This window comes from Oscillospiraceae bacterium, from assembly GCA_031265355.1.
Lineage (GTDB): Bacteria > Bacillota > Clostridia > Oscillospirales > UBA929 > JAIRTA01.
In genome coordinates this window covers 46082-72849 of sequence record JAISCT010000019.1, presented here as the reverse complement: position 1 = coordinate 72849, position 26768 = coordinate 46082, and the positions used below count along the sequence as shown (strand labels likewise).

Genomic DNA, 26768 nt, shown 5'->3' with positions numbered 1-26768 from the left:
ATGCACTTCCTCTCCTTTTATTATATATCGGTTTTGCGGAAAGTCAAGCAGGATGCGTCGTGCGGCGTGTCGTCGCGCCATAGCCAATGAGCGCGGCGCAGCTTCCGCGTCGCGCTCATCAGGTTCCGATTCCAAGGATTTGACTGTCGATTTTGGGGCTGCGTCAGGAGACCCGGAGGTGCCCGTCTCGACGTGGTGGCTCGGTCGAAAGGGCATTTTCTGAATGTGAAGGTCCAGGTTGATCCCAGGCAGTCCATGGTGGACCTTACCAAGGACGCGCTCTGCCTACGTTTTCATCGCCGCAAACCCTTGATATTACTGCTTGTCTGCCCACATGGTTTTCGATATTTCTTGATTTACCCCCCATTTTGCCTCCCACGGGGATGAACTCAGATAAAACGGGATAGCACGATTATTTACTCAATTACTTCCCAATGCCCCGCCTTGTCTGAACCGACGCGCTTAATTCTGCCGTCATTTTTGAGGGCGGTAAAATCACGCTTGATGGTTTTGGCGCTTACCGAAAATGCGGCAGCCAATTCCTCGGCCGTCAGGCTTGGATTGGCAAGCAGTATTTTTAGGACTTCATCCTTGCGTTTTACAGGGACATTCTCGGCTTTTACAGGGACATTTGCAAGGACGTCCATTCCGCTCTCCAAAGAAACACGCAACTCACGATTTTTCAGCGGGTTGCTTTCGCCAAGCAGGAGGTTTCCGAAAAAGCGCCCTAAAAATTCAAGCGTCGAATAGATGTTATTCTTGTAATCGTTGTAATTCGCCCGAACCAAAGCATTGCGGAAATACCACGAATGGTCGGCAAACAAGTCATTGGTGACAGCAAAGCCAAATGTCCGCAAATATTTGATGGTAAACACAGCCGTGGTGCGTGTATTGCCCTCTCCGAAGGCGTGAATCTGCCACAGGCCGGACACGAACTTTGTGATATGCTCTACGATTAACTCTTTGCCAAGTCCCTTGTACTAAAATGCTTTTTCCTGCTCAAAGTCGTAGTTAAGCGTGGCGCGAATGCTGTCGGCGGAGGCGTAGTAAACCGTTTCGCCGCCAAGCACCCACCCGGCTTTTGAAATGTTATAGTCGCGGATTTTTCCCGCGAACTTATAAATGCCCGTAAACAGCCGCTTGTGTATGGTGATATATTCGGCGGGGCTGAATGAAAATGTCTTTTCGGACAGAATTTCGGCAATGCGGGCAGAAACCTTGTCGGCCTCCTCGGTGCGGTCATCCGGGGTTTGCACAGGCTTTGCTTTGTAATAGGCGCCCAGCCGTTCTTGAACCTCATAGATGGTGATTTCACCCTCAATATTCTGCTTTGCCGTTTCAATGAGGTATTCGGACGGCGTTAATCCGTCCACCTGCTGCAAGCCGATAGCGGTTCGCCATATATCCGACTTTTCAGCCTTTTCCGGTTCGCCAAGGCGTTTGTATTCGTCAAAATCGCCTTTGTAGGCCATTGTCATTCCACCTCCGCTTTAAACGGGTTCATCATGGATTACTTCCATGATGTCCGAGATGTCGCATTTGAGGGCGGCGCAGATTTTGAGCACGATATTACACTTTCTGATTATGTCATTGCTCCGTTTCACCCTTATAATATGCGCGGATCACAATTTATTCCTATATAAAATCTGCAACGCGCTTGATTTTTCTTTGGATATGTGATACAATGGTTCAGGTGTCAGAAGTGCGTCTGCCGAAGGCCGAGGCTTTTGACACTTGAACCATACAATGCCGATGTTCAGATTTTTAGGGGAGGATATAGGTTGTGCTTAAGCGCAAGATTTCGAGTGAGCTTTTGACTTGGAAACAGCGAGAAGACCGATTGTGTCTGCTTGTCAAAGGAGCGCGGCAGGTTGGAAAAACATTTATCATAAGACTGTTTGTCAAAGAAAATTACAAACATTTTATAGAGATCAACTTTGTAGAAAATCCGACTTATGCCGCTATTTTTGATAGAGATTTGGATGTTGAAACGCTGATAAAGCAAATCTCTCTCCGTGTTCCGAATGCGGAATTTGTCCCCGGCGAAACGCTTATCTTTCTCGATGAAATTCAGCTTTGCCCAAAAGCGCGGACAGCTCTTAAATTCTTAGCCTCCGACAAACGCTTTGATGTGATTGCTTCAGGTTCTATGCTCGGTATCAATTATAAAGATGTATCGTCTTATCCAGTCGGCTATGTTGACCAGTTAGAAATGCATTCGCTTGATTTTGAGGAGTTTCTGTGGGCAAACGAGGTAAAGTCGGATTCGATTGCGGACATTCGTGGATATTTTGAGAAACACGAACCCGTTCCGGCTGCAATGCATGAACGAATGATGGAATTGTTTAAAGAGTATATCGTAATTGGCGGTATGCCTCGTGTTGTGCAAGAGTTTGTAACAACACACAATTTTGCGCATGTTTTTCGTCTGCAAAAAGGTATTATAAGTGATTATACAGACGACATAGGCAAATATGCGGAGGGCGCGGAGAAAACAAAGGCGAGGGCTTGTTTCTTGTCTATTCCAAAACACCTTGCAAAGGATTACAAAAAATTTAGATATAGCCTTGTGGAGAAAAACGGGACAGCGCGTAAATTCGGCGGCAGTTTGATGTGGCTTTATGATGCTGGTATTATTAACTTCTGCTATAACCTGAGCAGCCCGGAACTTCCGCTTGAAGGCAATGCGAAAAGCGACATATTTAAGGTGTACATGCGGGACACAGGTCTTTTAATGGCTATGCTTGAAGAAGGGTCGCAAGAGGATATAATAGATGGAAATCTCGGGATTTATAAAGGTGCGATTTATGAAAATATCATTGCGGATATTTTTACGAAATTAGGTAAGAAACTGTATTATTATGAAAAGAACAATCAGTGGGAGATTGACTTTTTTATTCGTCGGTATAAAACAGCTGTTGCTGTTGAGGTTAAGTCAGCCGACAACACGAAGTCGAAATGCTTAGATGCCGTGATGAGATATGAGCGCGTAAAACACGGAATAAAATTATCGGCAAAAAATGTAGGAGAATCAGGTGATATTGAGAGCTTTCCGCTCTATATGGCAATGTTTTTGTGACAAAATTCCCACAACGCATCTTTGCCAGTATAGTAGGGCGCTGTCCGTCCCTGCTCCTGTCAAGCGTCCTTTTGATGCCTGAACCACACGACGACCGACGCAAGTATTGTGCCGGCAACGGCCAGGACGACCGCAATAGCAACGGAGTATATGCTGAATTGAAGCGCAATGGGAGGAAACGCAGGATACATCGCCTCGTATGAACTGAAGATCAGTTTTGGAAGCAGGTTGAATCCGATAATAGAACCGATGGCACATCCCAATATACTTGCGGATACAGAACAGAAGATATATTTTTGTAAAACGCTGTAAGATGAATGAGTTGATGTGTGCCAGCTTCCCATACGGTCTCTGTCATACGCAGCTACTTTTGTCAGCGCAATGAAAGAAGTCAAAATCGTTACTAAGAAAAACAAGAACGGTAAAACGGAAGCAAGCGCCCGCATACTTTGCACATGTGCCTTGTACTTTGAAAAACCTGGGTTCAGGCTGGCATTCAATACATACCATTTGGGAATGTTGAATTCTCGAGTGGGGATCTCCAATTCTTTGAGCCGCATTTCATTTGCGGCAATGCTGTCCTCGGCTTCTAAAATTTCTTTTTCAGTCCGCAATCCGTCGCGTTGGAGCGCCGTGCGTTCATCTTCTAATTTTTTTCTCATTTCCTCCAATGTCTGTACAGATCCCTGCAGCGTATTCACAGTGTTTTGCTGCGTTTGGTATAAAATCGATGTTTGCTCATTGTATTTTGACAGATCGAGCTGATAAGATTTCTTTGTCGCTTCCAACGTGTCCTGCGCGTCTGTCAGCGCTCGTTCCCGGGCCTGGATGTTCGCCTCAGATGTTTCAATTTCATGTTTGAGCGACGAGAGAGTACCGGAACGCGTATGATACTCTTGGAGCAGGGCGTCATAGTGTGCCGTGGTCCCGGAATAATCGGCGGCCTCGGTTTCGATTTCGGATATTCTTTCGGACAGCAACACAATTTCCTCCTCTGCATCGGGGGTGTGTTGCTCTATTTTTTTATCCAAAGATTTTCGCAAGTCCAACAATTCAATTTGCCGATACTCCATATAGTTAAATCGCTCTTTCAACTCTTTTTCCAGAGCATTTATGTTCTCTTTTAACCCTGCAAAAATGCTTTCTTCCTGCGCATAATGTTCCTTAGTTTGTTGTAAATTTTTCTGATTGGCATCGAATTCCTTCCGACTATTGGAGATCTCCAGTTCTTTGGCGTCTATTTGCGCTTTTGTTTTGCGCAACGCAGCCTCTGTATCTGTCAGTTCCTCAGTCACTTTAGAACTTTCATTTTCCAAAGTGCCCGTGTTTTGGTCCAACGCTTTCTCCCTGTCTGCAATTTCGCGCTCGATCTGCTCGATCTCTTTTTGCGCCATGACAAGCGCCTCTCTGCCGTCAGAGATTTTCTTTCTGGTTTCCTCGATGTTTGATTTAATTTCGTCCACAGTTTCTGTATACCATGTCTCTGTTCTGACTTCACCCAATTCTCTGATCAGTTCACTCACCGGTTCGATCTTTTGCCCATATGAGCTGTCAAAGATGTTTGAACTGTTCACATTGCGTTCGTTTTGAATGGCGAGATATATTTTCGCCAGATAATCCATTCCCAGAGAGAATTCATCCGTCATGCCTGTGTATCGCATGGACGTTCGCGTTTTGTTCAAGACGTCCATCAACTGACTTGCCGGTTCGGCTTGGTTTTGATATGGCTCGTTGGAGATGTCTGTATTCTTATCCTTTTGAATGGTGAGATACACCTCTGTAAAATGATCCATTTCCCAAGAAGAGGCTGGGATTAACACAAATCCCCAAAGCTTACCGTCGCCAATTTTGGTATTGCCTCTGTCTTCGGATATATAAACCGGAGTCTGCGCATAACCGGAAACGATGTACTCATGATAGGTCAGTGGATGCTGTGCGCCGTCTTCTGAGAGGAATGTAATTTTTTTGCCTATCGCAAATGCCTCGGCATCAGAAAACCTGGCGTCAATCAAACATTCGTTGTCCTGCTTGGGGTATTCGCCTTTGACAACCTGTGGAATGTTGACGCTCATATCTGAAGATGTTGGCCGTTGATCATCGATGGAGAGAACTTTAAACGCGTGCTTATTGCTGCCCATGTCGACCAGGATGTCTGCGCTGTAGAGTGCGGTGATGTCCTGTATTCCCTTGATTTTGGAAATTTCCTCCACGCTCTTGCGGTTGAAGCCGTTTGTTGAGATCAACTTGATGTCATAAAAATTGGTTTGCGCAAAATAACGCTGCCCGGTCACCGTCATGCCGGGCGCGGCGGCGCCGACGCCGACATAGCAAGCCGCTCCCAAGGTAATGATCACCAAGATGGATAGATAGCAGACCGCTTTTCGTGTGTGCCGTACGATATCTTTTTTCAATACAGACATAATTACCACTTGATCCTTTCGACGAGAGGGCTGGTTTTTATCTATATCATCATGAAATATGCCTTCTTTCACCAAATTATATATTTAAAAGGATGAATTGTCAAGTATCTCTAGATGAAAAACCATTTGGGCGCCCGAACGATTCAGCTCATGTCGAACAGATTCATCTGCGCACTGGGGGGCAGGGAGGCGAGGGCGCCGAGTTGGGTGAGTTGTTCGATGTGGGTCTTCGACACCTTCGCGCAGCGGGCGGAGAGGTCCTCTACCGAGAGAAACGGCTGTTTGGCGCGCTGCGAGACGATGTCCAGCGCCGCGGTTTCGCCGAGCCCCGGGATGGACAAAAACGGCGGGCGCAGGGAGTCGTCCTCCGGCAGAAATTGCGTGGCGTCCGAGACATAGAGATCGACGGGCCGAAAGTCGTAGCCGCGCCGATAGAACTCGTAGCACACTTCCATCGTCGCGAGCATATCGTCCTCTGCGGCGGTGCGGTCGCCCTTTTTGTCCAACGTATCCATGTGCCGCGTGAGCGCCGCGAGACCTTGGGTCATCAGGTGGGCGTCAAACGAGCCGGCCCGGATGCTGAGGAAGGCCGCGTAAAAGGCCAGCGGGCGGTGTACCTTAAACCAGGCGATGCGGAAGGCCATGATCACATAGGCCACGGCGTGTGCCTTGGGGAACATGTATTTGATCTTCCGGCAGGAGTCGATATACCAGCCTGGCACACCCGCGGTGCGCATCTCGGCCTCCCACGCCTCGGTCAGCCCCTTGCCCTTGCGCACGCTCTCCATGATCGTGAAGGCGAGCTTCCGGTCGAGCCCCCGTCCGATGAGATAGATCATGATGTCGTCGCGGGCGCAGATGACGTCTCTCAGCGTGGCGAGCCCACCGGCGATGATGTCGGCCGCGTTGCCCAGCCAGACGTCTGTGCCGTGAGACAGCCCGGAGATGCGCACCAGCTCGTCGAAGCTCTTCGGCTGCGTAGAGACCAGCATCTCGCGCACAAAGCGGGTGCCGAACTCGGGGATCGCGCAGGCGCCCGTGACGCCGAGCACGGAGTCGTTCTCAAACCCGAGAGCTCGGGAAGAGACGAACAGACTTATCGTGTCCGGGTCGTCCAACGGGATATCCTTGGCGCTCTGACCGGTGAGTTCCTCCAGCCGCCGGATCATCGTGGGGTCGTCGTGCCCCAGCAGGTCCAGCTTGAGCAGGTTTTCCTCGATGGAATGATAGTCGAAGTGCGTCGTGATGATATCCCCGGACTTGTCGGCCGGGTGCTGTACTGGGCAGAACTCGTAGATATCATTCTCCTGCGGCACGATGATGAGCCCGCCCGGATGCTGTCCGGTCGTCCGTTTGACGCCCACGCAGCCGCCGGCCAGCCTCCCCAACTCGGCGGCGCAGACCGTCCGGCCCTGTTCCTCCAAAAATTTGAGCGCAAACCCGGTCGCGGTCTTCTCCGCTACTGTGCCTATTGTGCCGGCGCGAAACACCTTGCCCTCGCCAAACAGTTCCAGTGTATGCTGGTGCGCGCGGCTCTGGTAGTCGCCGGAGAAGTTGAGGTCGATGTCCGGCTTTTTGTCGGCTTCAAATCCCAAAAAGGTGGCGAACGGGATGTCGAACCCGTCCTTGTGGCAGGGTGTGCGGCAGACCGGGCAGGCGTAATCGGGCAGGTCGCTGCCGCAGGCCGCCGCGGAGCAGTCCGGGAAGTGCCAGTGCCGGCAGGCGGGGCAGCGGTAGTGCGGCGGCAGCGCGTTCACCTCGGTGATACCGGCGAGATAGGCCACGATGGACGAGCCCACCGACCCGCGCGATCCCACTAGGTAGCCCTCCGCCAGCGAACGGGCCACCAGGCGCTGTGCGATGATGTAGATGATGTCGTATCCTTTCCGGATGATGGCGTCCAGCTCTGTGTGCATGCGGGCGGACAGGATCTCCGGCAGCGTGTCGCCGTACAGTTCGCGGGCCCGTCGTGCGGTGATCGCGCGCAGTTCGTCGGCCGAGCCCTCCATCTTTGGGAAAAATTCACCGCTGCGCACCGGGACGACCGCCTCGCAGTCGTCGGCGATGCGATTGGGGTTCTCCACGACAACCCGCCGAGCCTCCTCGGCCCCGAGATAGGCAAATTCGGTGAGCATCTCGTCCGTCGTCTTGAAGTAGAGCGGCAGCGGCCGGGTCGGGTCCGGCATCTTTTTGGCCGACAGCAGCATGTGGCGGTGGACCTCGTCCTCCGGCTCCAAAAAATGTACGTCGCCTGTGGCCGCCACGGGCTTTTGCAGCGCCTGGCCCAGAGAGAGAACGGTGCGGTTGAAGTCCCGGAGCTGCTCGTGGTCCCGGGCCATCCCGTTTTGGAGCATGAATTCGTTGTTGCACAGCGGCTGGATCTCCAGATAGTCGTAGTAAGCGGCGATCGTCTCCAACGCGGCGCGGTCCCGGCCCGCCACGACGGCCGAGAAGAGCTCGCCCCGTTCGCAGGCGGAGCCGAGGATCAGGCCCTCCCGGTGCGCGTTCAACAGGGCGCGCGGGATGTTGGGGTGGTAGCTGAAGTGGTCAAGATGCGCCAGCGAGACGAGTTTGTACAGATTTTTGAGCCCTGTCTGGTTTTTGACGAGCAGGATGATGTGGTGGGACCGGCGGCGGGTCTTGCTCTTGCGCTTTGGGACATCCTCCGCCGGGTCGGGGTCGTCGACCAGATACCCCTCGCAGCCGTAGATGACCTTGATGGGCGCGCCGTTTTTCGCGGCCTGCTTCGCGGCGGTCATGGCGTCCGGGAACGCGTGCAGCACGCCGTGGTCGGTGACGGCTACAGCGCGGTGCCCCCAGCGGGCCGCCGTCAACACCGCTTTGCCCACGTCGGTGGTGGCATCCAACGCCGACATGCGGGTGTGCAGGTGGAGTTCCACCCGCCGTCCGTCCGGCGCGGTGTCCTCGCGGAGTATCGGCGGCAGGGAGACAAAACCGGACGGGCGCAAGATGAGTCCGCCGTTTTTGTCCCGGAGGTCCGTCTCCATGCGCCCGCCCACCCGGAGACGCCGTCCGGCGGTCAGTGCGGCGAACGGCGCGGCGGATTCCTCCGTCTTCAGATACGCGGCCACGCGCACAGAGTCCGTGTAATCCGTTATGTCAAAACTGAAAAATCCGCCCGCGCCGGCGCGGCCGGCGCGGTGCTGCACCGAGAGGACCGTTCCCTCGACGGTGACGGCGTCCGTCTTCTCGGCCAGCAACCGCATGGGGACGATCTCCCCCCTGGGCGGGCGGCCCCACGACGTCCCGCCCGCCGGCGTCGCGGACGAGGCCGGCATGGCGGCGCGGGGCGCCGGCTCGGGACGGTGCCCGAGCGTGCCGATCCGCACGTGTCGCAGGCCGTAGTGAGACGACAACCGCCGTTCGAGCCGCAGGAGCAGCGCGTCGTCGGCCCGCGTCTCCGGGTCGGAGAGCGTGATGTCCATCACCTGGCGACCGCGGAAAAAGACGGCGTCGCGGACAAGCAGAGACGCCACCGCGGCGTGATCGCCGTCCTCGGTGGGGCAGTCGGAAAACAAATCCTGAAAACGTGACAGGGCGTTCATATGGGCAACCTCCGAAAATTCCTGTTTCTCCGTTTCTACAGATGCTCGGCGAGGTCGCAGAGAGCGTCCAGAAGTTTGTCCTGGGAGGCGCGGCCGACGATCTCCCCGCGGCAAAAGAGCAGCCCCACGCCGTCGCCGCCGGCGATCCCAACGTCGGCCTGGCGCGCCTCGCCGGGGCCGTTGACGGCGCAGCCCATCACGGCCACAGTCATAGGACGCGTCAGGTGGGCCAACCGCCGTTCCGCCTCGGCGGCTAGCCGGATGACGTCGATGCGGCAGCGCCCGCAGGTGGGGCAGGCGATCACGTCCGCACCGCGTCGATACAGCCCGGCTGCCCGCAGGATGGCAAACCCCGCGGCGACCTCCTCCGTCGGATCGGCGGTCAGAGAGACGCGCAGTGTGTTACCCAGACCGTCCAGCAGCAACGCGCCGAGGCCCACGGCCGAGGTGACGACGCCGCGCATCCGCGTGCCCGCCTCGGTGACGCCAAGGTGCAGGGGCAGCCGGGTGCGTCGGGCCATCAGACGGCAGGCGGCGACGGTCGTCGGGGCGTCGGAGGCCTTGAGAGCCACGCAAATGTCTTCAAAGTCAAACCGGTGCAGCAGGGCTACCTGGTCAAGCGCAGCCTCGACCAGCGCCTCGGGCGTCACACCGCCGTACTGTGCCAGCAGATGGCCGGGCAGACTGCCGCCGTTGACGCCCACGCGAATGGGCACGCCGACCCGCCGGCAAGCGTCCGCCACGGCGCGCACCCGCTCCGGCGCGCCGATGTTGCCGGGGTTTAAGCGGATCTTTGCGGCGCCCGCCGCCACCGCATCCAACGCCAACCGGTAGTCGAAGTGGATATCGGCCACCACCGGCAGCGGCGAGGCCGCGCAGACCGCAGCCAGCGCGGGGACAGCCGCCCTGTCCGGTACGGCCACCCGCACAATGTGGCAGCCGGCCGCGCGCAGACATTCGATCTGCGCCAAGGTAGCCGGCGCGTCGTGTGGATCGGTGTTTGTCATCGACTGCACGGAAATATCGGCGCCGCCTCCGATGGTGACGCCGCCGACACGGATGGGCCTCGTATGCGCCCGCGTTGTCATAACAGAGCCTGACCTCTCATTTCCAGCCGAACAGGCGCAGGATGTCGTTGAAAAATACAAAGATCATCAGACCGAAGAAGAGGATCATGCCGGCGGCGTGAATATAACCCTCGTACTTTGGGTTGAGGGATTTGCGCCGCGTCAGGGCCAAAAGGGCGTCGATGACGAGGAAGAACAGCCGCCCGCCGTCCAGCGCCGGCAGCGGCAGCAGATTCATCGTTGCCAGATTGATAGCGAGGAAAGCCGCGAGATTCAGCAGACCCATCGTCTTCACGCCCACCGTGGCCGTCTCGTCCTGTACGATGTCGTTGACGACACCGCCCATGCCTACGGGGCCCATCAGGTCGTCGACGCGTGCCCGGCCGCCGATGAGATCCCCGAGGCTCACCCAGACCAGACGCACGTTGTCCACCGCGCCGTACCAGGCCTGCTGGAGCTTGACGCCCAGTGTGGCGGGGAGCGGCTCAAAATAAAAACCGTAGCGCAAGGTGCCGCTTTCGTCGGGGATGGACCGCGTCAGCGGCAGATCCCGGAGCGTCAGCCGCCGACCGTCCCGCGTCAGCGTGATGTCGAAGGGTTCCCCCGCGCCCAGCGACAGGAAAAAGTGGATGTCCGCGCTCACATAGATGGCGTGGCCGTTGATGTTCACAATGCGATCGCCGGGCAGAAAGCCGTCCTCCCCCGCGAAGGCAAAGCCGGGCATCGTGCCGGCGAGTTTCGTGTCCGCGTACTGCGCCGCCGGCAGATTGATGATGACCAGCAGGAGAAGCCCGGCCAGAAAGTTCATCAGAGAACCGGCCGCCAGCACGAGCGCGCGCCGGTGGCGCTTGGCGTTTGGAAAGGCGCGCAGGTCGTTCGGGTCGGGTTCCTCGTCCTCCGCCAGCGCGCAGAACCCCCCGATGGGGAAAGCGCGCAGGGAATAAAGCGTCTCACCCTTTTGCTTCTTCCACAGCTTCGGACCCATACCGATGGCGAACTCGTGGACGCGGATGCCGGAGAGTTTGGCCGTGATGAAGTGGCCGAACTCATGGACCGTGATCAAAACGCCCAAGATCAAAATGAGCAGCAGAACCGATACAACAACCAAAAGCAAGAGGCATTCTCCTTTATTCAGCCCTGATATTTGATGATTCAAGGTTTTGACGTTTGCACCTTTGAGGCGAATTTTTAGCGCTGCGCGTGCACAAAGGCGCGGGCCGCGCGGTCGGTTTCCAGGATGTCCTCCAGGGAGCCGCCGTCCGACGGCACGGCGGCGAGCGCCGCCGCCGTGTGCGCCGCGATGTCTAGGAATCCGATCTGGCCTGCTAAAAACAGAGAAACCGCCGCCTCGTTGGCCCCGTTTAACGCGGCGGCCGCCGTGCCGCCTCGCGCGGCGGCCTCGCGGGCGAGGGCGAGGGCGGGAAAGGTGTTTTCGTCGGGGGGTGCGAACGTGAGTGCCGGGGAGGCCGCCCAGTCGAACGGCGGCAGCGGTGACGCCGCGCGTGCCGGGAAGGTCAGCGCGTATTGGATCGGCAGACGCATGTCGGGCGGCCCCAGTTGGGCCACCGCGGCGCCGTCTCGAAAGACGACCATCGAATGGACGATGCTCTGGCGGTGGACCACCACCTCGATGCGCGCCATTGGCACCGAGAACAGATACATAGCTTCCAGGCATTCCAGCGCCTTGTTCATCAGGGTGGCGGAATCGACTGTGATCTTGGAGCCCATCCGCCAGGTGGGGTGCGCCAGCGCCTGCGCCGGGGTGACGCGGCGCAGCGCGTCTCGATCCAGGCCGAAAAAGGGGCCGCCCGACGCGGTGAGAACGAGCCGCTCGACCGACGACGGGTCCTCGCCCCGCAGGCATTGGAAGAGAGCGCTGTGTTCCGAGTCGACGGGAAGCAGCGTGCAGCCCTGCGCGCGGACTGCCGCCGTCACCAGCGTACCCGCACAGACCAAGGCCTCCTTGTTGGCGAGCGCGAGACGGCGCCCGGGGCGCAGGGCGGCCAGCACGGGCCGCAGGCCCGCGAGGCCCGTGATAGCGGCCACCACCGTGTCGGCCGCCTCGCAGGCCGCCGCCTCGCAGACGCCCTCGGGGCCCGAGAGCACGGCGACGGACGTGTCGGCCAGCCGGGTCTTCAGATCGCGGGCGGCGTCCGGGTCGGCCAGCGCCACGGTCTGCGGAGCAAATTGCCGGGCCTGTGTCTCCAGCAGGCGGCTGTTGCGGCCGCCGGTCAGGCAGACCGCCGCGAGGCCGAGGTGCGAGAGCACCGCCAGGGTCTGTATGCCGACGGAGCCGGTGGCGCCGAGTACGGACACGCGGCGGGCGGGCTGAAGTGTCATGCCGCTCCCCCCCAGAGCGGAAGCAGGGCAAGGAGCAGTTCGGTCATGGGCGCGGCGAACAGCAGACTGTCAAACCGGTCCAACACCCCGCCGTGTCCCGGCAGCAGCGCGCCGAAGTCCTTGAGGCCAAACTCCCGTTTGATCAGTGAAAAACTGAGATCTCCCACCTGCGCGGCCAGGGAGCCGACCCCTGCGATCAGGAGCCAGGCGGGCAGCGCCGGCGTCAGAGGCGTGACCGCCCGCACGACGACGACAAAGAGCGCCGTCAGCGCGAGGGCGCCGAAGAACCCGCCGAGGGAGCCCTCGACGGTTTTGTGGGGACTGATCTCGGGCGCCAGCTTCCGGCGGCCCAGCAGCATGCCGGTGAACAGCGCGCAAATGTCCGTGCCCGAAGCGGTCAAAAACGGCAACAGGATGAGGACGGACCCCTCCGGACGCGCGGCGATCCGGACGAGGGACGAGAGGAGCAGCGGGATCGCCAGCCCGGCGAACAGCGCGCCGGTGATCGCCGAAACGCCGATCGCTCGGCGACGGTCCAGCAAGGCGGCCGCGAAGAGCCACAGCACCAGCAGAAACAGGCCCGCCGCCCCCGGGACGGGCGGCATGTCGAAGTAACACCAGAAAGGCGTCAGCGCGGCGGCGGCGGCGGCCCCTATGAGCACGCGCCGCGCCCGCACAAGCCCCGTGGCGTGCAGCAGTTCCCACACCGCTGCGACGGACAGCGCACTGACGGCCGCCGGCAACGCCCAGGGCGGCGCCAGATATACGACGGCGATGAGCAGCGGCAGCAGGGCGAGGCCCACAAACACACGCGCCCGCATCAGGACGCGCCGCCGTACCGGCGTTCCCGGGCGGCAAAGGCCGAGAGCGCGCGGTCAAATTCGGTCGGGGAGAAGTCCGGCCAGAGCACGTCTGTGAAATACAGTTCGGCGTAGGCCGCCTGCCACAAAAGAAAATTGGACAAACGAAACTCGCCGCTCGGACGAATGAGCAGATCGAGCGGCGGCAGGGGGGCCGTGTCCAGCAGAGAGGAGAAGAGCGCCTCATCGATCTGTTCCGGCGCGAGCAGGCCTGCCTGGCAACGCGCGGAAAGCGTCCGCGCGGCGCGCAGGATCTCGTCCCGCCCGCCGTAATTGAAGCCCACGCTGACTATCATGCCCTCGACAGTCCGGGCGACGGCGTCCGCCTCGCGCACCAGCGCCAAAAGCGACGCCGGCAGGATGGACAGATCGCCCAAAAACCGCAGCCGAACGCCGTCGCGCGCCATGCTTTGAATGGCCTCGCGCAGGTAGCGCGCGAGGAGGTCCAAGATGGCGTCCACCTCGTCCTTCGGACGCCGCCAGTTTTCGGTGGAGAAGGCGTACACGGTGAGAGCCTGGATGCCCCGATCCCTGGCGTGCGTGGCCACCCGGCGGAAGGTCTCGCTGCCCGCGGCGTGCCCGGCCGTGCGCGGCAGCGCGCGCCGTTTGGCCCACCGCCCGTTGCCGTCCATGATGATGCCGACGTGCCGCGGCCGCCGTTCCGGCGGCGGGAGCTGCGCGGCGGTTTTTGCCTGTCTTCTCAACGGACTTATACCTCCATGAGCTCCTTTTCCTTCTTGCCGACCAGCGCATCGATGTCTTTGCAGTATTTGTCGATGAGTTCGTGAAAGTCTTTTTCGATGTCCTTCAGGTCGTCCTCGGTGATCTCCGACTTCTTTTTCAGCGCCTTGTAGGCCTCGATCGCGTCGCGGCGAATGTTGCGCAGGGCCACCTTGCTCTCCTCGGCGTACTTGCGCACCTGCCGGATCAGTTCGTGGCGGCGCTCCTCGGTGAGCTGCGGAAACGCGAGCCGGATCACCTTGCCGTCATTTTGCGGGTTGATGCCCAGATCGGAGACCTGGATGGCCTTTTCGATCGCCTTGAGCGCCCCGCCGTCCCAGGGCTGGATCACCAGCACCCGCGGCTCCGGCGTCGAGATGGAGGCGATCTGCGCGACAGGAGTCTGGGCGCCGTAATATTCCACCGACACGCGGTCCAGCACGGCCGCGTTGGCCCGACCGGCGCGCAGGGTGGCAAATTCATGTCCCAGCACCTCGATCGTCTTATCCATCTTTCGAGTGTATTCCTCGTATGTGTCCTTCATGAAAAGCTCTCCTTTCCCACAATGGTGCCGATGGCGTCTCCCATCAGTACGCGGTATATATTTTCAGGGTCCTTGAGCGCAAAGAGGATGACGGGAATGCGGTTGTCCTGAGACAGGGACGCGGCCGTCGAGTCCATGACCGTCAGGTGTTTGGCGAGGATCTCGTCAAAGCTGAGCGAGGCGAATTTTTTCGCGTGGGGGTTTTTCGCCGGGTCGTCGTCGTACACGCCGTCAATGTTCTTCGCGAGCAAGATGATGTCGGCGTCGATCTCGGCGGCCCGCAGCACCGCCGCCGTATCGGTGGAAAAGAAGGGATTGCCGAGGCCGCAGGCGAAGACGACCACACGGCCCTTCTCCAGGTGACGCACCGCCCGCAGCCGCACGTAGGGCTCGGCGATGGCGCGCATCTCCAGCGCCGTCTGGACGCGCACCGGCACCGTCCGCGTCTCCAGCGCGTCAGCCAGCGCCAGCGCGTTGATGACCGTGGCCAGCATCCCCATGTGATCGGCCCGGGTGCGGTCGATCCGCCCTCCGCCATCTTTGGTGCCGCGCCAAAAGTTCCCGCCGCCCACGACGATGCCGATCTGCACCCCGAGTCCCACGCAGCGTTTGATCACGTCGCAGACCGCGGCGATCACATCGAAGTCCAGCCCCGTTTTTTTGTTCCCCGCGAGCGCCTCGCCGCTGATCTTGAGCAGCACCCGCTTGTAAACCGGCGTATCCATCAGACACCACCTCCCGGCGCGCCGCAGCCCTCCAACGAAGCCGGGCCCGCCGTCTTTTTGTTTTTGTGGGCCGCTCCGCCGTCCGACGCGCCCCATCGCGTGGGCGCCTCCGTCGCCAGATGCGGCGCGTGTCGCTCGGAGGCGCTCTTTGTATATTGTAATACATTTGAAGGCCGAAAGGAAGAGGGAGAAGGCCGGAATTTTCTCAGAGGAAGATCTCCGCCTCGTATGTAAACGCCGCGCCCGCCGCGCGGCCGGGTCGGGGCCGGTCGAAGGTCCATGTCATTTTGTTCGGAGAAACACCGATTTCACTGGCGACCTCCATCTGTGTCTTGCCGTCGAAGAAGCGGAGCGCCAAGATGTGGCGTTCCCGTTCGCTCAGCCGGCCGACGGCCTCCCGGAGGGCGATGCGGTCAAGCCAGTGCTCATCCGTGTTTTTCTTGTCGCGGACCTGGTCCATGACGCAGATGGTGTCGCCGCCGTCCGAGTAGACGGGCTCAAACAGGGAGATGGGCTCCATGATGGCCTCCAGCGCGAACACCACATCCTCCCGCGGCAGGCCGAGGTCCTTGGCGATCTCTTCAACAGTGGGCTCCCGCTGGCCGGCGCCGGTCAGCCGTTCTTTGGCCTGGAGCACCTTGTAGGCCGTGTCGCGCGTGGAGCGGCTGACCCGTACGGAGCTGCTGTCCCGCAGGTAGCGGCGGATCTCGCCGATGATCATCGGCACAGCATAAGTGGAAAATTTTACCATATGAGAGAGGTCGAAGTTGTCGATGGCCTTGATGAGTCCGATGCAGCCCACCTGAAACAGGTCGTCAAGCATCTCCCCGCGGCCGGCGAAGCGCTGGATGACACTGAGCACAAGACGCAAATTCCCGGAAATCAGCGTCTCGCGCGCCGCCCGGTCTCCTTCTTTGGTCCTGGCCAGCAGGGCGTTCATCTCCTGATTGGGCAGCACCTTGAGCTTGGCGGTGTTCACACCGCAGATCTCTACTTTGCCGTACATAGTATGTTCCCTCCCTGTCCACATCTCTTCTTCCACAGTATGCCTCGACCGAGAAAAGAACATACCACAATATCGGCGGCGCCCAATCGAACATCGCATCATGGGTAGCATGTGGACAGGGGTTTTTGGCATATCCTGTAAAGACACCGCTGTTATATAACGTGGGTTGCACCTGCAACCCACAACCCAAATTCTTGTTTTTTGTTGCCGCTTCGCGGCAACAAGGTACTAATGGCCGTTTGGAGGATGTTAAGATGGAGATTCTTCGCATGGAGGAACTGCGCTGCAAGGAGGTGATCAACATCTGCGACGGCGCCCGGCTGGGATTTCCCGGCGATATGGAATTTGACCGAGCCACCGGGCGGGTGACTGCGCTCGTGGTACCGGGACCGGCGCGGTTTTTCGGTCTGTTCGGGCATGGAGACGACGTGGTGGTTCCCTGGGAGCACATCCGCCGTATCGGCGACGACGTCGTCCTGATCGAGTCTGAAATCCGTGCCCCCGAAAAGGGATTCAAACGCTACCGCTTCTGGTGCGGGTGAACGGCGGAATGAATCACAGGCCCCGTGGTCCATTCGCCGCCGCCGGCGCGGCAGGCGGGGTTTGGGTAACCCAGCGCAAACAGATCGGTCACACGGACCTCCTGGGCAAAGCAGCGCACCGCGCCGGGGTCGAGTGTCCGCGCGGAGGCCGGCTTTACCAGAATGGGCTGCGAAGCGGTCTGCTTCATGCGGCGCAGCAGGGCGAGACCACGCGGGCCGGCGGCCAATACGCGCAGATAGGGCGGGATGTCCGACCCCGGCGTGAGACCTAGGAAGGCGCACAGCGCGACGCGGCGCACGCGCGCCAGCGTGTAACGCCGCGTCGCCACCAGCCGATAAAACGCTTCCATCGTGGCGGCCCGCCGGGCCGCCGACGCCAGACGGAACTCAAGACCTTCCGTGACGTCGGGCAGCCGTGCGAAGTCCGCGGCGTCCAACCGGCGCAGGTGCGACAGACACATGTCCGCCCAGGCCGCCTCCCGCATGGGCGCGCGTCCCGCCGCGCACTCCGCCTCCCAGACGGCCTGCGCACTGGGCGGGAACAGACCCGCGGCCGACAGCCCGCCGGACAGCCGGTTGCGCAGGAGCGAGGCGGACGCAAACGGTGCCCGGGGCCGGGGGTCGTCGTGGTCCGCTCCCAGGCGGGGTACGGTCAGAGGGATGAACGGATCGCCGAGGGCGTGCAGCGCTTTTAAATATTCGAGCCCCAGGATGTTGTTCGGGGCGCGCAAAAAGGGCGCAGGCCGGCCGATGTGCGCCTCGTACGCCTGCTGACAGGCCGCGGCGTGGGACAAGCCGCGGCGCAGCTGCGCCTTGACCTGTGTCAGGAAATCCGGGTCCGCCATTGCACGCGCCGCCTCGCGCAGCGGCGCCAGCGTGCCGGCCTCGCTGCCGAAGGAGAGATGGGTTACGACCCCGGTGGCCGCGAGCAGCGCCACACCGGCGCGCGCGAAGCGCTCCGCCGACGCGCAGGCGCAGACAGCGGGGAGTTCCAACACGAGGTCGGCGCCGCCGGCGACGGCCATGCGCGCGCGCGCATGTTTTTCACACAGGGCGAATTGCCCCCGCTGGGTGACGTGTCCGCTCATCGCGCAGACGACCGCCGCGCCGGGAAGCGCCTCGCGCGTACGCGCGAGGTGGTGCGCGTGTCCGCAATGAAACGGGTTGTATTCGGCGACGACGCCGGCGACCGGTTCCATCTGATCGCTCCTTTGAACCCTCGCGGCGCACGGGGCGCCGGACGCAATTTTCCCCATTATCTCACATCACAGTTGTTTTTTCCACCGGTTTTTAGTATAGTGAAAGGGAACCCCGCGCGCTTTGCAGGGGCGGCAAACATAAGAAAACAGCCCGCGCCGCGCCCGGCTGGGGCCGCGGCGGCGGAGCAGAGGAGGACGCGGACCATGAAAAACATCCTTGTCATCAATGCCGGCAGTTCGTCACTCAAATACCAGCTGTTCGACATGGACCGGCGTGCCGTGCGCGCGCGCGGACAGTGCGAGCGGATTGGACTGGACGGCCGGATCAAACATACGGTGGAGGGCCGTGCGCCCTATGTGGCCGACCGGCCCCTGCCGGATCACGCCGCCGCGATCCGGGCGGTCACGGCGGTCCTCACCGGCCCGGAGACGGGCGTCATGGCCGGTATGGAGGAGATCTTTGCCGTGGGGCACCGCGTGGTGCACGGCGGGGAATTCTTCTCCGGTTCGGTGCGCGTGACGGACGAAGTGATCGCCGCGCTTGAGGCTTGCGTGCCGCTGGCGCCGCTGCACAACCCGCCGAATCTGGTGGGCATCCGCGCCTGCTTTGAGGTCATGCCGGGTGTGCCGCAGGCGGCGGTGTTTGACACCGCGTTCCACCAGACGATGCCGCCGGTCGCCTATCTGTACGCCATCCCGTACGAATATTACGAGAAATATAAGATCCGCCGCTATGGTTTCCACGGCACCTCGCACCGCTATGTGGCGCAACGCGCGGCCGAGATCATCGGAAAGCCGCTCGAAAGCCTGCGGATCATCACGTGCCACCTGGGCAACGGTTCGTCGATCACCGCCGTACAAAACGGGTGTTCAGTGGACACCTCCATGGGCTTTACGCCGCTGGAGGGTGTTCCGATGGGCACGCGCTCCGGGACGATCGACCCGGCGATACTGGGTTTCTTGGGCGAGCGGGAGGGGCGCGCCGCCGCCGAACTCGTCACGATGCTAAACCAGAAGTCCGGGATGCTCGGCCTCTCCGGCGTTTCGTCCGACTTCCGCGATCTGGCCGAGGCCGCGGGGCAGGGCAACCGGCGGGCCGCGCTGGCGTTGGACATTTTTATCTACACGGTAAAAAAATACATTGGGTCCTACGCCGCCGCCATGGGTGGGGTGGACGCGTTGGTCTTCACGGCCGGCATCGGGGAAAACAACGCTGAGATGCGCGAGAAGATCTCGTCCGGTCTCTCATTCATGGGGCTCACGATCGACAGGGCGAAGAACGAGGGGCCGGACGGCGAGGGGATCATCTCGGCCGCCGGCGCGCCCGGGTACATCCTGCGCGTGCCCACGAACGAGGAACTCGTCATCGCGTTGGACACGCAGTCCTTGGTGGACTGATCAGTGAGCGCCCAAAGGCCGTCGTGTGCAGAGGAGGGGGGTGCCTGGCCGTGAGCCGGTATTGCGTCATCGACTTTGAGACGACCGGGCTGGACCCGGCCGCCGGTGAGGTGATTGAATACGCCGCCGTGCAGGTGCACGACGGAGAGATCGGGCTGCATCTTGCCGCGCTGTGTCGCCCGGAGTCGCCCATCCCGTACGAGGCCACGCGCGTCCACGGGATCACCGACCGCATGGTGCGTTTTGCCGAGCCATTTTCGGAGCACCTGCCGGGGCTCGTCGACTTCATCGGGTCGGACACGGTGGTGGCGCACAACGTGCCCTTTGATATGGGATTTTTATCCTGGTACTGTGCCCGCGCGGAGATCGAATGCAAGCCCCGGACGCTCTGCACGCTCCAGATGGCGCGCCGGTTGTTCCCGAAGCTCCCCAGCCGGGCGCTGACCGACCTGGCCCGTCACCTGGGCGTAACCGGCGGCGGCGCCGCCCACCGTGCACTGGGCGACGCCATGGTCACCGCCCGCGTGCTCCTCAAAATGCTGGCCCTATCGCCCGAAACGGCTGAGAGCTGCGAAGACGCCCCTTCGGAGGCGTAACACATAGTACCTTGTTGCCGCGAAGCGGCAACAAAAAACAAGAATTTGGGTTGTGGGTTGCAGGTGCAACCCACGTTAGTTCAGGCGTCATGGCGAAACTGCTGCGCCGGACTTGGGATTTTAACCGTGTCGAATTCGACACGGTTAAAATTTTGGATTGAGTGGCACAGGCCCCATGTGCGCCGCATAAATGGCCCGCCGGACTGCCATACTGGCTGTGGAGACGGAGGGATTTGGATGTCCGAAATACGCCTGGGGGCGCAGACCATCCGGTTCGACAGGCCGCCGCGTGTGTTGGGCTGCGCCAGTGTCGTCGGGAAGAAGGAAGGCGCGGGACCGCTCGGCGGCAGTTTTGATGTCGTCGAGACGGACGCTTTTTGCGGGGAGAAGACATGGGAAAAGGCCGAGAGCCGCCTGCTGCGGACGGCGCTGGCCCGCGCGGCGGAAAAGGCCGGCCAGCCGCTGGAAGAACTCGATATCTTGTTTGCCGGGGACCTGTTGGATCAGTGCATCGGTACCTCCTTCGGGCTGCGCGGCACAAAGCGGCCGCTGCTCGGCCTGTACGCCGCCTGCGCGACGATGGCCGAGGGGCTGATATTGGCGGCGGCGGCGGTGTCGGCGGGGTATGCCCGCACGGCGGCGGCCATGAGTTCCTCCCACTTCTGCGCCGCCGAGCGGCAGTACCGCCTGCCGCTGGAGTACGGCGGCCAGCGCACGCCCACCGCCCAGTGGACGGTGACGGGGGCGGGTGCCCTGGTGCTGGGGACGGACTCGTCAGGGCCGAGTCTCACACATGCGGCCGTGGGCCGGATTGTGGACGCCGGTGTCAAAGACCCGGCTCACATGGGCGCGGCCATGGCTCCGGCGGCCTACGACACGCTCCGCGCTTTCTTTGCGGAGAGCGGCACGGCGCCCGAGGCGTACGACCTGATTGCCACGGGAGACTTGGGCGCGCCAGGATCGGAGCTGCTGCTTGACCTGTTTGCGCGGGACGGCGTGGCGCTCGCCGGCCGCCATGTGGACTGTGGGACGCTCATCTATGACGCGAACCAAGATACCCACGCGGGCGGGTCCGGCGCCGGCTGCGGCGCCGTCGTGCTCTGCGGACATCTGATGCGGGGGCTGCAAGAGAGGAGATGGCGCCGACTCCTCTTCTGCGGCACCGGCGCCCTCCTTTCCCCAGTCTCCGCCGCACAGGGGGAGTCTATCCCGGCCATCTGCCATGTGGCGGCGTTTTCGGGCTGAACTATAAAACAAATGACGGTTGAATGCAAATGACATTCAACCGCCGCACAGGGGGAGTCTATCCCAGCCATCAGCCATGTGGCGGCGTTTTTGGGCAATTCAAAGCTTCCATAATTTGTAAAATCATGGAAGCTTGTGCAACGGGTGAATATATGGAATATGTAAAGGCATTTTTGGTGGGCGGCGCGTTTTGTGCCGTGGGGCAGGTGCTCATCGACAGGACGCGGCTGACGCCGGCACGGGTATTGGTGGCCTTTGTCACAGCCGGTGTGGTGCTGACCGCCGTCGGCCTGTATGAGCCGCTGCTCCGATGGGCCGGCGCCGGCGCCCAGGTCCCGCTCACGGGGTTCGGCTGCACACTGGCGCGCGGCGTGCGTGCGGCGGTGGCGGAGAAGGGGCTGCTCGGCGCCCTCACCGGCGGTCTCACGGCCGCCGCCGCCGGGCTCGCGGCGGCCATCTTCTTTGGGTTTCTGGTCGCGTTGCTCTGTCGGCCGAAGGCCAAAGAATGAGCCTATGGCGTCGGCGTGGCGGCGTCGGGATTTTCAGGGATCTCACTGAAGCGCTTTAAGTGCTCCGGGCGGAAGATATCGCCCTCCGAGGTGGTGAGACCCGCGACGGAGGGAGCGGGGTACCAGGGCGAGAGCTGCGGGTCGTCCGGATTTTTCAAGATCTGAATGTCCTGGGCCGGAATCTTGGCTCCGGCCAAGATGCACACGATTTCCCCGGTGCCCGCGCGCTGCGCCATATCCACCACCATCACGCCGCCGAACTCGGTGGAGATGAACACATCGCCGATGCGCATCTCGTCGGCGGTGGACAGCTCCGCCGCCAGCGAGCGCGTGTTGGCGTACACAAACAGCGTGTTCAAGTAGCGGCGGAAGATCTCGTAATCCTGCGAGGGATCGGCCTTTTTCTCCCAGGTCACATTCCTCCCGCTCACGCTGACCCGATACCCCTCGGCCCAGCGGATAAAGGGGAATAGAAAGCCGGAGAGAAAATGGTAGGAGATCCGGTCGTAGTCGCCTTGCGCGTAAAGGTACTCGGCCCGCAGGCGGATCAGTGCGTCGGACCCCTGCTGGACGTCTGTCGAACCGATGTCCATGTCGATCACCGCCTCGTGCGTCCGCGTCAGCTTCTCTTTGCCGTCGAAGAGCAACGCCGGCGCGCCGTCCTCCTTGAGCGGGAGCGCCCGCAGATACGCGGCAAAACTGTCGTCCTCGGCGGGCACGCGGGTGTAGCCGGTCGGCGCGCGAAATCGGGTGGACAGCGTCGGTCCCTCCGGCGCCTTGATGGGCGGCGGAGACGGGGTGGGCGGCGGCGTGGCGCTTTCGGGCGGCGGGGATGAGATATCCTCGCCGCCGTCCCCACAGGCGGACAGTCCCCCCAGACATAGCAGCAGTGCCAGAAGCAGACAGAGAGATTTCCTCACAGCAAGCACCTCTCTCCGGCGGCGGACCGCCGTAGCGTTGACGCGCCGAGTATGAAATTGTCGGAGGCGTCCGGTTGGCGCGGGTCAGGGCAAAGGCGGCGGACCGCCGGCCGCCGCGTCCTCGGCGAACTGGAGGGTATACAGGTCGAAATAGCGGCCGCCGGCGCGCATCAGCGCGTCGTGCGTGCCCTGTTCGACCACACGCCCGTCCGCGATCACGAGGATCAGATCCGCCTCCCGAACGGTGGACAGGCGGTGCGCGATGACAAAGGAAGTGCGCCCCCGCAGCAGGCGGCGCGTCGCCTGTTGGATGAGCGCCTCCGTCTCGGCGTCGACGCTGGAAGTGGCCTCGTCCAATACAAAAATGCGCGGGTCGGCGAGCACGGCGCGGGCCAGGGCGATGAGCTGTTTTTCTCCGGTGCTCAGTTGGTCGCCGCCCTCCCCGACCTCCGCGTCCAGCCCGCCGGGGCGCCGTGCGATCATCGGGGCGGCGTACGCGACACGCGCGGCCTCCTCGATCTCCGCATCCTTGGCGTCCGGCCGGCCGTAACGGATGTTTTCCCGGATGGTGCCGGAAAATAGGTGCGGATCCTGCAGGACATAGCCGAGACGGCTGTGCAGCCAGAGCTGGCTGCGGTCCCGCGCGTCCCGCCCGTCGATCAGGATCCGGCCCTGTGTGGGTTCGAAGAAGCGGGAGGCGAGGTTCACCAGCGTGGATTTTCCGGCGCCCGTCTCCCCCACCAGCGCGACGAAGCTGCCGGCGGGGATCTTGAGGCGGAAGTGTTCCAGTATGTTCTCCGTGCCGTCCGGATAACGGAATGTGACGTCGTCAAATTCGATGTCCCCGTGCAGCGGTTCCCAATTGTCCCGCTTGGGGTGAAGGGCGTCCCCGTACCGCTCGATCACGTCCGGCCGGTCGGTGATATCCGGCCGCAGGGAAAGCAGCTTGTCCACGCGCTCGATGTTCACCTGGGCGGAGACATAGCCGGAGAGCGAACGGGCGATCTGTTGGATCGGTTCAAAGATGCCGATCGTGTAGTTTACGAAAGCCGCCAGCGTCCCCACCGGAATGGACAGCGCCATCACCATGTGCCCGCCGCGCGCCAGCACCCACGCGGTGACGGCCGAACCGACGGCCACCACGAGCGGCAGAAATACGGCGTTGTAAGCGGCCAGCCGGGTGGCGCGCTGTTTCATCCGGCCCGTGAGGGCGGAAAACGCGGCCAGGTTTTGATCCTCGATGGCGAGGGTTTTTGTCGTGCGGGCGCCGGTGATGCCTTCGTTCATGGCGCCGGTGATCGTGGCGTTGACACGCCGTACCTGCCGGCTGAGCCGCAGGATGCGGGACTGGAACCACGCGGTGATGCACGCGAGGACCGGCACGGCGGCCAGTACAATGAGCGCCAAACGCCAGCTCAGAAAAAACAAGGTGACGAGCACGCCAAGAATGTAAGTGAGCGCCCAGGAGAGATCCACGACGAGACCCCAGGCCACCACGTCGCCGATCAGCGCCGTGTCGCTCATCAGACGAGCCATCAGGTAGCCCACCGGCGTGCGGTTGAAAAACGAGAAAGAGAGGGTCTGCAGGTGTTTGAACGTGGCGGCGCGCAAGCCGCGGCCGATGCCCACCTCGACGCGGTAGGCCACGCGAATGAAAAAGACGACCGCGACGCCCGAAGCCGACACCAGCAGGAAGGAGAGCGCCGCGAACAGTGGAAGACCCTGGGTGGTGCGCTGCCCGATGAAGTGGTCAATGGCGTAGCGCAGCAACAGCGGGATGGCGACGTCGACGGCGGACGCGAACGTCATCAGCAGCGCGGTGATGAGCAGCTCCCGCCGAAAGGGGCGGATAAAAGGCCACATCCGAGCCCATGTTTTGAGCGAAAAGGAGCCGTTTGTGTCAAATTCCTCGTGTTCGTGCATCAGATCCTCCGCGTATGCTGTTCTTCTGTTTCGTTTTCTGTTTCAACGGCGTTCCGCCGCCTGATTTTGCAGGTCATATAAACGGCGGTAGACGCCGCGCCGCGCCAGCAGCTCGTCGTGGGTGCCCAGTTCCTCCACGCGCCCGTCTCGCAGCACCAGGATTTCATCCGCCTGCTGCAGCGTGCTGAGCCGGTGGGAGATGAGGATCGCAGCGGCGTGCGCCGTGTGCGCGCGCAGCGCGCGGCGGATGCGGTCGTCCGTCTCGGTGTCCACCGCGGAGAGACTGTCGTCGAAGATCATGATAGGGGGATCTTGCATCAGCATCCGGGCGATGGCCACGCGCTGGCGCTGTCCGCCCGACAATGTGACGCCGCGTTCGCCGACGACGGTGTCGTACCCCGCGCCGAAACGCTCGATCGCGTCGTGCACGGCGGCGATGCGGGCCTTGCCGCGCACGGTTTCGAGGTCGGCGTCCGGGCGGGCGGCGCTGATGTTCTCACGGAGCGTCCGAGAGAACAAAAACGGCTCCTGCAGCACGAGACCGACATGGCGGCGCAGCCACTTCCGCCGGATCGTACGAATGTCGCGCCCGTCGATGGTGACGCGCCCGCCGCCGTCCGGCAGGTCGTACAGACGGCACAGCAGGTGGACGAGAGAGGACTTGCCGCTGCCCGTACCGCCCAAAATCGCCAGCGTCCGGCCCGGCCTCAGCGTGAATGAGATGTCACGGAGCACCGGCGGCCGATCCCCGTATGAGAAGGTCACATGGTCAAAGGCGATAGCGCCGCGGATCTCCGGCGTTTCATCGTCCGGTCCGTCCGTCTCCGGCGCCTCGGCGAGGATAGCCCGCAGACGGCCCAGGGACACGCCGGTCTTGCTCAGTTCGGTGAGCAGCCGGGCCAGGTTTCGCACCGGCCAGATCAGCATGTTGACATAGGCATAAAAGGTGATGAACGTGCCGACGCTGAGCTGCCCCTCCAGGCAGCGCAGCACGCCGGTCAGCGTCACGAGGGCGATCTGGATCCCCGTGATGCCGTCGCCAACCCCCCAAAAATTTCCTTGTGCGTTGCCAAGCCGCGTCATGAGCCGGGCCCAGGTCTGATTTTTCTCTTCAAAGCGGTCGATCTCGAAGCGCTCGCGCCCGAAGGCGCGCACCACCCGCACACCGGTCAGATTCTCCTGCGCAACGGCCTGCAGCGCGCCCTCCGCCTCATCGCAGGCGAGAAACTGCTTCGACATGCGCAGAGAGAAGCGCCAGGAGAACAGAAAGATCACCGGCAGCAGACTCACCGAGACGAGGGTCATAAAAGGATCCATCGAGAGCATCAGAGCGACCGCGGCCACGGACAGAAACACCGTGCGCACCATCTCGCCCATCTGATTGGACAAGAAGGTCTTCACCATGTCCACGTCCGAGGTGCAGCGCTGGATGATATCGCCGGTTTGGATCTGCACATGCCATGCGTACGGGAGCGCCTGGATGTGCCCGTAAAGGGTGTCACGCAGCCGCTTGGCGACGTATTCGGCGTGCTCTTGCGTGCAATAGCGCCGGATCCAGTTGGCGACAGCGCCGGCCAGCGCCAGCACGGCGGCGGCCAAAGCCAGGACCCAGAGTCGGGTGCGCAACGCCGCCGGCCCGCCCAGCCACAGCAGAAACCGCGCGGCGAGAGGCGGCGCCGGGTCCGCGCCGATGACGGAGTCCACCGTCACGCGGATCACCTGCGGAAACAAAAACCCAAACAGTACGGTTGCCGCGGACGCCAGCAGCATAAGAGTCAGACGCAGATAGCGCCCGCGGGACAGCGCCGCCAGCAGGGTCCACTGGCCCCGCGTCCAGGGAAGCGTCATACGGTACCTCCAAAGACCCGTCCGGTCCGTCAAAGTCTGTCATAAACGGTATCAAACAGGTGTATTATACCGCCAAAGCGCCGTTTTGGCAATGGAAATCGCAGAAGAGAGCAGAAGAAAAGGGAAAAGAGCAAAAATTCTGTCGACTCTGTGGGCGCGCGGAACCCGCCGGGGGAGATGACAGAAGTGCCCGGGCATGATATAATAACACAGAATACACAAAATATACGGATGACCTTGGCGCGAAAAGCCGGCGGACAG

Annotated in this window: 20 protein-coding genes and 1 pseudogene; 6 read left to right on the top strand and 15 right to left on the bottom strand. The window is 61.2% G+C overall.

What is annotated here, in order from left to right:
- Positions 1 to 416: 416 nt before the first annotated feature.
- Positions 417 to 1472, bottom strand: a pseudogene (locus LBK75_02945) (Fic family protein).
- Between the two features lie 311 nt (positions 1473 to 1783).
- Between LBK75_02945 and LBK75_02940 the strand changes: the two are divergent.
- Positions 1784 to 3079, top strand: a complete 1296-nt coding sequence (locus LBK75_02940) for an ATP-binding protein (GenBank protein MDR1157250.1) — start codon at positions 1784 to 1786, stop codon at positions 3077 to 3079.
- Between the two features lie 59 nt (positions 3080 to 3138).
- Here LBK75_02940 and LBK75_02935 read toward each other — a convergent pair whose 3' ends face one another.
- From LBK75_02935 to sigG, 10 genes are all read right to left on the bottom strand, one after another.
- On the bottom strand, positions 3139 to 5499 hold the full coding sequence (locus LBK75_02935; protein ID MDR1157249.1) for a hypothetical protein: 2361 nt from the start codon (positions 5497 to 5499) through the stop codon (positions 3139 to 3141).
- 143 nt (positions 5500 to 5642) lie between these two features.
- Complete coding sequence (locus LBK75_02930; GenBank protein ID MDR1157248.1) at positions 5643 to 9065, bottom strand: PolC-type DNA polymerase III; 3423 nt, start codon at positions 9063 to 9065, stop codon at positions 5643 to 5645.
- 35 nt (positions 9066 to 9100) lie between these two features.
- Positions 9101 to 10153, bottom strand: a complete 1053-nt coding sequence (gene ispG, locus LBK75_02925; protein ID MDR1157247.1) for a flavodoxin-dependent (E)-4-hydroxy-3-methylbut-2-enyl-diphosphate synthase — start codon at positions 10151 to 10153, stop codon at positions 9101 to 9103.
- 16 nt (positions 10154 to 10169) lie between these two features.
- Positions 10170 to 11246, bottom strand: a complete 1077-nt coding sequence (locus tag LBK75_02920; GenBank protein ID MDR1157246.1) for a site-2 protease family protein — start codon at positions 11244 to 11246, stop codon at positions 10170 to 10172.
- 74 nt (positions 11247 to 11320) lie between these two features.
- Positions 11321 to 12472: a 1-deoxy-D-xylulose-5-phosphate reductoisomerase gene (dxr, locus tag LBK75_02915; GenBank protein ID MDR1157245.1), complete on the bottom strand. Its 1152-nt coding sequence runs from the start codon at positions 12470 to 12472 to the stop codon at positions 11321 to 11323.
- A complete protein-coding gene (locus LBK75_02910) occupies positions 12469 to 13293 on the bottom strand; it encodes a phosphatidate cytidylyltransferase (protein ID MDR1157244.1) in 825 nt (274 codons plus the stop codon). Before LBK75_02910 ends, dxr begins: the two co-directional genes overlap by 4 nt.
- Positions 13293 to 14036 (bottom strand): di-trans,poly-cis-decaprenylcistransferase, encoded by a 744-nt coding sequence (gene uppS, locus LBK75_02905; GenBank protein MDR1157243.1) that lies wholly within the window; start codon positions 14034 to 14036, stop codon positions 13293 to 13295. The genes LBK75_02910 and uppS overlap by 1 nt, the downstream gene beginning before the upstream one ends.
- 5 nt (positions 14037 to 14041) lie before the next feature.
- Positions 14042 to 14596, bottom strand: coding sequence for a ribosome recycling factor (frr, locus tag LBK75_02900; GenBank protein ID MDR1157242.1), 555 nt, complete (start codon positions 14594 to 14596; stop codon positions 14042 to 14044).
- A complete protein-coding gene (gene pyrH / locus LBK75_02895; protein ID MDR1157241.1) occupies positions 14593 to 15321 on the bottom strand; it encodes a UMP kinase in 729 nt (242 codons plus the stop codon). Before pyrH ends, frr begins: the two co-directional genes overlap by 4 nt.
- A 205-nt stretch (positions 15322 to 15526) precedes the next feature.
- The gene (gene sigG, locus LBK75_02890; protein MDR1157240.1) at positions 15527 to 16327 is read right to left on the bottom strand and encodes an RNA polymerase sporulation sigma factor SigG; all 801 of its coding nucleotides are present in this window, start codon (positions 16325 to 16327) and stop codon (positions 15527 to 15529) included.
- Positions 16328 to 16581: 254 nt separating this feature from the next.
- Between sigG and LBK75_02885 the strand changes: the two genes are divergently transcribed.
- Positions 16582 to 16869: a YlmC/YmxH family sporulation protein gene (locus LBK75_02885; GenBank protein MDR1157239.1), complete on the top strand. Its 288-nt coding sequence runs from the start codon at positions 16582 to 16584 to the stop codon at positions 16867 to 16869.
- Here the strand turns inward: LBK75_02885 and LBK75_02880 are convergent.
- On the bottom strand, positions 16848 to 18068 hold the full coding sequence (locus LBK75_02880) for a nucleotidyltransferase family protein (protein MDR1157238.1): 1221 nt from the start codon (positions 18066 to 18068) through the stop codon (positions 16848 to 16850). The two genes, LBK75_02885 and LBK75_02880, sit on opposite strands and share 22 nt — an antisense overlap.
- Before the next feature lie 204 nt (positions 18069 to 18272).
- On the opposite strand from LBK75_02880, the gene LBK75_02875 reads away from it, so the two are divergent.
- The 4 genes from LBK75_02875 (at position 18273) to spoVAE (ending at position 21816) form a co-directional block, all read left to right on the top strand.
- Complete coding sequence (locus LBK75_02875) at positions 18273 to 19466, top strand: acetate kinase (GenBank protein ID MDR1157237.1); 1194 nt, start codon at positions 18273 to 18275, stop codon at positions 19464 to 19466.
- 50 nt (positions 19467 to 19516) lie between these two features.
- A complete protein-coding gene (locus LBK75_02870) occupies positions 19517 to 20062 on the top strand; it encodes a 3'-5' exonuclease (GenBank protein ID MDR1157236.1) in 546 nt (181 codons plus the stop codon).
- Positions 20063 to 20299: 237 nt separating this feature from the next.
- Positions 20300 to 21307: a stage V sporulation protein AD gene (locus LBK75_02865; GenBank protein ID MDR1157235.1), complete on the top strand. Its 1008-nt coding sequence runs from the start codon at positions 20300 to 20302 to the stop codon at positions 21305 to 21307.
- 152 nt (positions 21308 to 21459) lie between these two features.
- Positions 21460 to 21816, top strand: a complete 357-nt coding sequence (gene spoVAE, locus LBK75_02860; GenBank protein MDR1157234.1) for a stage V sporulation protein AE — start codon at positions 21460 to 21462, stop codon at positions 21814 to 21816.
- A 2-nt stretch (positions 21817 to 21818) separates the two neighbouring features.
- Here spoVAE and LBK75_02855 read toward each other — a convergent pair whose 3' ends face one another.
- From LBK75_02855 to LBK75_02845, 3 genes are all read right to left on the bottom strand, one after another.
- A complete protein-coding gene (locus LBK75_02855; protein ID MDR1157233.1) occupies positions 21819 to 22736 on the bottom strand; it encodes a DUF4846 domain-containing protein in 918 nt (305 codons plus the stop codon).
- A gap of 84 nt (positions 22737 to 22820) precedes the next feature.
- Positions 22821 to 24659, bottom strand: coding sequence for an ABC transporter ATP-binding protein/permease (locus LBK75_02850; GenBank protein ID MDR1157232.1), 1839 nt, complete (start codon positions 24657 to 24659; stop codon positions 22821 to 22823).
- Between the two features lie 42 nt (positions 24660 to 24701).
- Positions 24702 to 26507 carry an ABC transporter ATP-binding protein/permease gene (locus LBK75_02845; GenBank protein MDR1157231.1) on the bottom strand — a complete coding sequence of 602 codons (1806 nt, stop codon included), beginning with the start codon at positions 26505 to 26507 and terminating at the stop codon, positions 24702 to 24704.
- Positions 26508 to 26768: the final 261 nt, after the last annotated feature.

Coding starts and splice junctions, on each gene's coding strand:
- LBK75_02930 (MDR1157248.1), bottom strand. CDS start 9,065: ATGAACGCCCTGTCACGTTTTCAGGATTTGTTTTCCGACTGCCCCACC.
- spoVAE (MDR1157234.1), top strand. CDS start 21,460: ATGGAATATGTAAAGGCATTTTTGGTGGGCGGCGCGTTTTGTGCCGTG.
- LBK75_02845 (MDR1157231.1), bottom strand. CDS start 26,507: ATGACGCTTCCCTGGACGCGGGGCCAGTGGACCCTGCTGGCGGCGCTG.
- LBK75_02885 (MDR1157239.1), top strand. CDS start 16,582: ATGGAGATTCTTCGCATGGAGGAACTGCGCTGCAAGGAGGTGATCAAC.
- LBK75_02850 (MDR1157232.1), bottom strand. CDS start 24,659: ATGCACGAACACGAGGAATTTGACACAAACGGCTCCTTTTCGCTCAAA.
- LBK75_02910 (MDR1157244.1), bottom strand. CDS start 13,293: ATGCGGGCGCGTGTGTTTGTGGGCCTCGCCCTGCTGCCGCTGCTCATC.
- ispG (MDR1157247.1), bottom strand. CDS start 10,153: ATGACAACGCGGGCGCATACGAGGCCCATCCGTGTCGGCGGCGTCACC.
- pyrH (MDR1157241.1), bottom strand. CDS start 15,321: ATGGATACGCCGGTTTACAAGCGGGTGCTGCTCAAGATCAGCGGCGAG.
- LBK75_02880 (MDR1157238.1), bottom strand. CDS start 18,068: ATGGAACCGGTCGCCGGCGTCGTCGCCGAATACAACCCGTTTCATTGC.
- dxr (MDR1157245.1), bottom strand. CDS start 12,472: ATGACACTTCAGCCCGCCCGCCGCGTGTCCGTACTCGGCGCCACCGGC.
- sigG (MDR1157240.1), bottom strand. CDS start 16,327: ATGTACGGCAAAGTAGAGATCTGCGGTGTGAACACCGCCAAGCTCAAG.
- frr (MDR1157242.1), bottom strand. CDS start 14,596: ATGAAGGACACATACGAGGAATACACTCGAAAGATGGATAAGACGATC.
- LBK75_02935 (MDR1157249.1), bottom strand. CDS start 5,499: ATGTCTGTATTGAAAAAAGATATCGTACGGCACACACGAAAAGCGGTC.
- LBK75_02865 (MDR1157235.1), top strand. CDS start 20,300: ATGTCCGAAATACGCCTGGGGGCGCAGACCATCCGGTTCGACAGGCCG.
- LBK75_02875 (MDR1157237.1), top strand. CDS start 18,273: ATGAAAAACATCCTTGTCATCAATGCCGGCAGTTCGTCACTCAAATAC.